6 protein-coding genes and 1 pseudogene are annotated in these 7,316 nt (G+C 69.5%); 2 read left to right on the forward strand and 5 right to left on the reverse strand.

Features of this window, described 5'->3' with window-relative positions; all coding sequences use genetic code 11:
- Positions 1–10: 10 nt before the first annotated feature.
- Together QHF85_RS43065 and QHF85_RS43070 are read right to left on the reverse strand one after the other, a co-directional pair.
- Positions 11–1,600 carry a radical SAM protein gene (locus QHF85_RS43065; protein ID WP_281333298.1) on the reverse strand — a complete coding sequence of 530 codons (1,590 nt, stop codon included), beginning with the start codon at positions 1,598–1,600 and terminating at the stop codon, positions 11–13.
- 251 nt (positions 1,601–1,851) lie between these two features.
- Positions 1,852–2,304 carry a PA2169 family four-helix-bundle protein gene (locus QHF85_RS43070; RefSeq protein WP_281333299.1) on the reverse strand — a complete coding sequence of 151 codons (453 nt, stop codon included), beginning with the start codon at positions 2,302–2,304 and terminating at the stop codon, positions 1,852–1,854.
- A 242-nt stretch (positions 2,305–2,546) separates the two neighbouring features.
- On the opposite strand from QHF85_RS43070, the gene QHF85_RS43075 reads away from it, so the two are divergent.
- Together QHF85_RS43075 and QHF85_RS43080 are read left to right on the forward strand one after the other, a co-directional pair.
- Positions 2,547–3,719 carry a hypothetical protein gene (locus QHF85_RS43075; protein WP_281333300.1) on the forward strand — a complete coding sequence of 391 codons (1,173 nt, stop codon included), beginning with the start codon at positions 2,547–2,549 and terminating at the stop codon, positions 3,717–3,719.
- Between the two features lie 22 nt (positions 3,720–3,741).
- Entirely contained in the window at positions 3,742–4,488 is a 747-nt protein-coding gene (locus QHF85_RS43080; protein WP_281333301.1) for a ferritin-like domain-containing protein, read from the forward strand.
- A gap of 12 nt (positions 4,489–4,500) precedes the next feature.
- Here the strand turns inward: QHF85_RS43080 and QHF85_RS43085 are convergent, their stop codons facing one another.
- The 3 genes and pseudogenes from QHF85_RS43085 to QHF85_RS43095 form a co-directional block, all read right to left on the reverse strand.
- Positions 4,501–5,502, reverse strand: coding sequence for a PEGA domain-containing protein (locus QHF85_RS43085; RefSeq protein WP_281333302.1), 1,002 nt, complete (start codon positions 5,500–5,502; stop codon positions 4,501–4,503).
- 9 nt (positions 5,503–5,511) lie between these two features.
- Positions 5,512–6,846 (reverse strand): serine/threonine-protein kinase, encoded by a 1,335-nt coding sequence (locus tag QHF85_RS43090; protein ID WP_281333303.1) that lies wholly within the window; start codon positions 6,844–6,846, stop codon positions 5,512–5,514.
- Positions 6,843–7,316, reverse strand: a pseudogene (locus tag QHF85_RS43095) (hypothetical protein); the annotation flags it as partial. The pseudogene QHF85_RS43095 and the gene QHF85_RS43090, both read right to left, overlap by 4 nt.

Here is a 7,316-nt window from a genome sequence, read left to right on the forward strand (position 1 = left end):
GGACAAAACGCTAGCCGTCCGCGCTTCCATGGTTCGACGACGTCGAGGACTCCGCTCGGCGAGCCGAGCTCTGCCCGGGCGACAGCGCCCCGAGCACGGCCCTGAGGCCCTCGATGATCTCGGCCGAAGGCTCCCCCTCCCCGATTCGATACCCGCCCACGGGCTTGCCGTTCGTTTCACCCAGCCAAACCCACGCGCGCTCCCCCGACGGCGCCTCGAAGCCGAGCTCGGCGCGCCGCCCCTCCTCGAGGACGCGCACGTCCTTCCACGCGAGGGCGCCGAACGGCGCGCGCCGCCGCAAGAGCTGGATCCGCGCCCCCACGGACCGCAGGAGCGGGAGCGCCGCGTCCTCCCCGATCGGATGCACGAACCTGACGTGCCGGGACAAACACTCCCCGATCGCGAGGATCCCCGCGCGCGTCGCCGCGCGATCCGCCGGCGCGGCCACGATCCCCACGGAGAACCAGTCCGTCGCCGCGATCCCCTCGCCTTCGGCCCGCGGCCGCAGCGTGACCACGAGGCTCTCGTCGCCTTCGAGCCGCACCTCGACCGCCCGCTCGCCGAGCTCCGTGAGGGACACGCGGACAAACGGCTTTGGCAGGACGAACCCGGCGAACGCCCGCGCGACGAGCGCCCGCGCGTGCACCGAGAAGAGCCTCCGGCCGGGATCGGCCTCGGCGAGGCGCTCGGGCGTGACGGGGACGAACTCCTTGTCGCCGTACATCTCCCGGTAGGTCTCGAAGACGCCATTGCAATGCGCGTCGAAGACGCACGCCGCGCAGCCCGCGGGCTTCGATTTGTCCCGCCGCTTGACGAGGTACTTGTCCCAGGGCTTGCTGAGGGTCTTCTCGCCGTCGACGGCGATCGTCATCGTCTTCTCGCCGTCGTGGTGAATGAAGGGCGAAAGCTCGGGCGCGACGCAATACGGGAGGTTGCCGATGTTGACGTCGAACCCGTCAGGGAAGCCGCGGACCATGCGTTCGAAGGGCCCGACGAGGCTCCGGTATCGCGGGATCATCGCGGCGAGCTCTTCCTCCGTGCGCACGCCCGCGTCGAGCGGCCGCACCATGTCGAGGTGGAGCTGCGAGGCGCCGAGCGGCAGGAGGAGCTCCGGAAACGCGTCCACCGATTCGTGGTTCGATTGGACGACACACATGTTCACGGTGAGCCGCTGCCCCCGCGCCCGCACGTGACGCATCGACTGCACGATGCGGGCGAACGATCCGTCTTTGCGCGTCGTCCGCTCGTGGGCCTCCTCGGTCGCACCCTGGATCGAGAAGCGGAACGTGAAATTCCCGCCTGTCGCGAGGATCTCGTCCACGAACGCGGCGCGGGCGGTCTTCACGCCGTTCGTGAAGATCACGATCTCCTCGAAGCCGAGCGCGACGCTCTCGCGCACGACGTCGAGGAACGCAGGCTGGAGCGTGGGCTCGCCGCCGAGCAACGTGATCTTGCGATGCCCGGCGGCGCGCGCGGCGCGGATCTGCTCCAGGATCGGCGCAAGCGGCAGGGGCCGCGCGCGACCGAGCGCCGTCTCCTGGCCGCTGACGCAGAAGACGCAACGGTTGTTGCACATGTGGCCGAGCTGTATTTCGATCAACGCTCGGGGCTCCGGGTCGCCTTTGGCGCCCTGCGCCCCGAACCCCCGCAACGCTCGGGGCTCCGGGTCGCCTTTGGCGCCCTGCGCCCCGAACCCCCGCAACGCTCGGGGCTCCGGGTCGCCTTCGGCGCCCTGCGCCCCGAACCCCCGCTGCGTCTTCGGCTCCATCGACCGGAGATAGTACAACAAAACGAAACCCCGCCACACACGACGTGCGGGCGGGGGCATGTCGCTCACGCGTGGGCGCTTTTCTAAGCTGCCTTCCTCTCCCAGACGCGCATGTTCAGCTGATCCTTGATCCAGGCAAGGTGACGCTGCTCGTCGGAGAAATTCCTCTCGAGGAGCGCGCGCACCTGCGTCGGCAGGTCGGCCACGTTGAGCGCCGCCTCGTACGTGCGGTTCGTCAGCTCCTCGTTCCCCCGCATCGCGAGCAGCGCGCTGTGATCGCCCTGGGCCGTGATGGCCGTGAAACCCTCGATCAGGAACCCGGCCCAGGACGTCTCCACTTCGGGCTCGCCGCCGCAGGCGCGCACCTGCTGCGACAGATCCCGAATGTGCCGCTGATGGTCTTCCTGGAACCGGACCAGGTTGCTCCGGATGTCCTCCATCTTGCAGGCGTCGATCGCCTGCTTGTACGCATGCACCGCATCCACGTCGAGCTTGATCAGTTTGTTCAGCTTTTCAGCCACTTCGCGGTTATCCATGGAAAACTCCCTCGTTGGGGCCCTTCCAGGCTCGGCATATCCATGGGGGACGAATGCACGGCGTCGAGCCCCGCCCCGGGAAGCTTTCGCCCCGCGACGTGCACAGGCTGCTCGTCGGGCAAACCCATTCGCTCGTGGACAAAACCTCGCAAGCTTCTTGCAAGCAAGGCGGGACGGACGGCGACCCCTGCGGCGCCCGATCCGTGAGCCCATCGCGGAGGAACCGAACGGGGAGGACTATCGTGGCACTCGACCTCACGAAGGAAACGGGCGTGGCCCTCGACGCCCAGGAAGACTTCACCTGGCGCGACATGGTGCGCGAGCCGATCAGCAAGCTGAACGACGACGCGTTCACGCGCCTGCGCATCATCCTCATGAACGGCGTGGAAATGGAGGCGAACCGCTTCCAGCACGCCTTCGCCCGCATGAACGCGCCCATGCGCGCCGATCTCGCGCGCGTCCGGCGCATCGAGACGCACCAGCAGGTGCTCGTGAACTGGCTCCTGCCGGCGGACCAATCGCCGCTCGAGACCACGATCGCCTACGAGCAGGTCGCCATCGAGGTGACCGCGAGCCTCGCGCTGCTCGAGCCCGACCCGTACATCGCGCAGGTCCTGCGCTTCGGGCTGCTCGAAGATTTCGATCACCTCTATCGATATTCGGCGCTCATGGACCGCATGGAGGGCAAGGACGCGAACGCCATTTTGCAATCGTACACCGACGTCCTGCCGGGCCGGCCCACGGTGGTCGAGCACCGGTATCCGACGGACGATCTGCGCGAGCCCTACGATCGCACGACGGCCTCGCCGATCACGAAGCTCGTGTCGCTGACGATCATGGCGGGCGAGCAGCAGACGCAGAATTACTACCAGAACATCGGCCCGCTCTTCGCCGACCCGGCGGCGCGCCTGCTCTACGCGGAGATCGCGCACATCGAGGAGCAACACGTCACGCAATACGAGTCGATGATCGACCCGCACGAGACGTGGATGGAGAAATGGCTCCTGCACGAGTGCACGGAGGTCTGGAACTACCTCGCCTGCATGGAGCAGGAGTCGAATGCGAGGATCAAGGCCATCTGGGAGCGCATGGTGGCCTACGAGCTCGGCCACCTGAACCACGTGATGGACCTCTTCCGGCGCGTGGAGAACCGCGATCCCTTCGAGATCATCCCGACGAGCTTGCCGGAGGGCATCAAGTACATGAGCCACCGCGACTACGTGCGGCAGGTCCTGAAGAACGAGGTCCACCTGCGCAGCGTGGGGACCCAGTTCGTCCCGGTGGGCGAGGTGCCCCCGGATTCACCCTCGATCGCCTACAACCGGCAGATCAATTCGGCAGGTTCGCCCAGCCAAACGGTCGCGGCGGGCTACGTCTACACGCCCGGGACCGAGCTCGCGAAGAAGGCGGCCTGAAGGGAGCCTGGAGGAGGAAGCCATGAAAGAGCCGACCGACATCGGATTGAACCGGACGGGGATCGGGACGAGCCCGCTCGATTCGAAGGAGCTCATCGAGGCCGCCGAGGCCACAGTGCCGAGCTCGGAGGGCGACGCGTCAGGCATCGCGAGCCTGCGCATCTCGTACGCCGAGGAATCCGGCATCGTGGGCACGATGCCCCCGCCTTCGACGGTGAAAGGCGCGGTGAAATCGGTGCTCGAAGGCCTCGGCGCCAAGAACCCGGCCGTGTTCCTGGACAAACTCGCCGAGCGCCTGCAATTCGAGCGGACCGGGACGCGCATGTACGAGAGCGTGCTCGCGAAGTTCGACGCGCTCGGGAGCTTCGACGGCGGGCCTTCGCGCGAGGCGCTCCTCGAGTTCCACGGCGAGGAGCTCCGGCATTTCCACGTGCTCCGGAGCGCGCTCGAGAGCATGGGCGCCGATCCGACGGCGCTCACGCCCTCGGCCGACATCGCCGCGGTGGAGGCGTCGGGCCTCTTGCAGGTGCAGAACGATCCGCGCACGACGCTGCCGCAGGCGCTCCACGCGCTGCTCGTCGCGGAGCTCGCCGACAGCGAGGGCTGGGACATGCTGATCGAGCTGGCGACGAACCTGGGGCACGAGGCGATGGCGGACGATTTCCGCGACGCGATGCGCGCCGAGGAGAAGCACCTCGCGCACGTGCGGCAATGGGTGGCGAACCACGCGATGCAAGACGCGGAGGGGAAGCTCGAGCAAGCGGCCTGATCGAAGGGCCGATCAGAACGGGAGCGGGGGCGTCATCACGAAAAAGGCCGGCGAGAGCTGGCCCGGCGGGATGTCGCCCTGCCCCGGATCTTTCTCCGTCGTGAGGGCATACGCGGCGCCGCCCGCCGCGCCGCCCGCGACGACGACGCCGATCGTCGTCCAGAACCACCAGCGCGCATAAATGGGCGGCGGGCGCTGGAGTACGAGCGCGACCGTGCGCTCGCCGCCGGCCGTGACGATCACGCTGGTCTCGTAATCGATGTACTCGGGGTGGCGCGCGGCGACCTTGTGCGTGCCTGGCTCGACGAGCGTCTCGAGCGGCGCCTGTCCTGCGCTCTTGCCGTCGACGAGGACCGTGACCCCCGTCTTCGGCGCGGTCACGAGGAGCTTGCCGACCTTGGCCTTGCTCTGGAGCTGGGCATCGATGACGTACGCGCCGCCGCCCGGCAGCTCGACGCGGGTCCGATAAGGGAAATATCCATCCGCCTCGACGAGCACGTCGGCCGGGCCGGCCTTGAGCGCGAGGGGTTTGTCGAGGGGGGACATTCCCGCGACGACGTCCCGCACGAGGATCCGCGCGCCTTCGACGTTCACCTTCACGGTGAGGCGCGAGAGGCGTTTTTCGAGGGCCGCGATCCGGTCGTTCAGCCCCGGGACCTTGGCGAGCAGCTCGGCGGGCGCTTTTTCGCGGAACGCCGTAAGCTTTTCGAGCGCCTCGGGCAGCCTGTCGAGCGCTTCGAGGGCGCGGCCCATGTTGTAAAGCAGCGCCGGCTCCGGGTTCAGCGCATACGCCTCGGTATACGCCGCGAGCGCGTCGAGGGGGCGGAGCTTGTCCATCGCCTTGTCGCCCTCGGCCTTGCGCTCCTTGGCGCGCGCCACGAGCGCGGGATCCTGCCCGGCGGGCGCCTGCGGGGCCGCTTGCGGCTCGTCGGCGAATGCGAAGTTTGCGATCGTCGTGGACAGCGCGACGAGAAGGACGTGGGAAAGGCCAGCGCGGAGGCGATTTCGGCTCATGGCGCGCTCCTAGAGGTGGGTCGGATCCTCCGCCGGAGGCGGGGGCGGCTTGGGAGGCTTCGGCGTGGGCGTCGGCGCGGCCGTGGCCGTCGCGGTGGCCGGCGGCGGAGCGGGCGTCGGCTCTTTTTTCGGCCCCGGCCCTGCGGCGACGGGCGCTGTCGTGGTCGTGGGAACGGGCAGGATGGCAGGGGCGATCATGGGCTCGGGCGTGACGGCGGGCGTCGGCCCGAGGGGAGGCGCGGGCGCCTGAGGGGGCGGCGGCGCCGTCGCGGTCGTCCCGGCCATATCCCCGGCCGGCTCCGCGGGCTTTTTCGTCTGCGAGGCCAGCACGGCCAGAAAAACCCCCACCACCACCGTCGCGAGGCCCGCCGAGACGAACATCAATCGCCGGTTCGACATCGGCTCGCGAGAGACGACCACCGTCTTCGCATTCAGCAACGTCTGCGGCGCGGCGCCGGCGGGGCCGAACGGCATGAGCGCGGCCATGAACGAATCGATGTCGGGCCACCGATCGTCCGCGCGCTTGGTGAGCGCCTTCATGACCACGTCCGCGAGCTTCTGCGGCAGATCCGGCCGGAGCTCGCGCAAAGGCTTGGGCTCGTCCGCGATGATCGCGGCGAGGACTGCCGTCGCGCTCGCCTCGTCGAAGGGCCCGCGTCCGCCGAGCAGCTCGTAGAGCACGACGCCGAGCGACCAGATATCCGCCCGCCCGTCGACGTTCTTCGTGGAACGCACCTGCTCCGGGGACATGTATTGCGGCGTGCCGAAGGCCGCGGTCGTGGCCGTCTGCGCGGCGTTGTCCCGTTTGTCGAGGACCTTCGAAATGCCGAAATCGAGCACCTTGACGACGCGCCGCTGACCTTCCTGGCAGAGGAACAAGTTCCCCGGCTTGATGTCGCGATGTACGACGCCCATGCGATGCGCCTGCGAGAGCGCCTCGCACGCCGAGAGGATGTGGCCGACGGCCTCCGGATACGGCAAGGGGCCTCGGATCGCGAGCTCCTGCCCGAGATCCCAGCCCTGGAGCAGCTCCATCACCATCATGGGGCTGCCGTCCGGGAGGTTGTCGACGTCGTAGACGCGCACCACGTGCGGCCCCTGGATCCGGGCCGCCGCGCGCGCCTCGCGCTCGAAGCGCGCCGTCACGTCGGGCAGCGCGCGCGCGTCGGGGCGCAGGAGCTTGATGGCCACCGCCTGCTCGGTGCGCTGGTGCCGCGCCTGCAGGACGATCCCCATGCCCCCTTGGCCAAGGACGGACTCGACGACGTACTTACCGGCGAGCACCGTGCCCGGCGCCGGGGCGCCGTCGGGCGAGGCCGGATCCCGGGGAGCGGGGTCGGTCACGGGCGCAGCATACGCGTGAGCGCGTCCTGTGTGAAGAGGCGAACGCGGCGAAGGGTCGTCGTCCGGGGCTTGGGCGGGGGTGCGGCTGGCTCGATGGTCCCGCAGTTCTTGATCCCGCCCTGTCCCGCGCCGCCGTCGGGGCACTCCACGACCGGGCCGCCGACGCCGCCGACGCCGCCGTTCCCGCTGGAGCTGGCCGCGCCGCCCGTGCCGCCGGTCATCCCGATGCCGCCCGAGCCGCCGTTCCCGCTGGAGCCGCCCATGCCCGCGACGCCGGCGTCCGACTCCACAGGTCCGCCGACGCCGCCGCTTCCGCCGCTTCCGCCGCTTCCGCCGCCGCTTCCGCCGCCGCTTCCGCCGCCGCCGCCGCCGTTGCCCGCGTTTCCGCCGCTTCCGCCGCCGCTTCCGCCGCCGCTTCCGCCGCCGCCGTTGCCCGCGCTTCCGCCGCTTCCGCCGCCGCTTCCGCCGCC

Source organism: Polyangium sp. 6x1 (assembly GCF_029946515.1).
In the GTDB taxonomy this organism is placed as follows: Bacteria; Myxococcota_A; Polyangia; order Polyangiales; family Polyangiaceae; genus Polyangium.

Bases quoted from the DNA above. Each gene is read 5' to 3' on its own strand.
- QHF85_RS43070 (WP_281333299.1), bottom strand. From the start codon at position 2,304: ATGGATAACCGCGAAGTGGCTGAAAAGCTGAACAAACTGATCAAGCTC.
- QHF85_RS43085 (WP_281333302.1), bottom strand. From the start codon at position 5,502: ATGAGCCGAAATCGCCTCCGCGCTGGCCTTTCCCACGTCCTTCTCGTC.
- QHF85_RS43080 (WP_281333301.1), top strand. From the start codon at position 3,742: ATGAAAGAGCCGACCGACATCGGATTGAACCGGACGGGGATCGGGACG.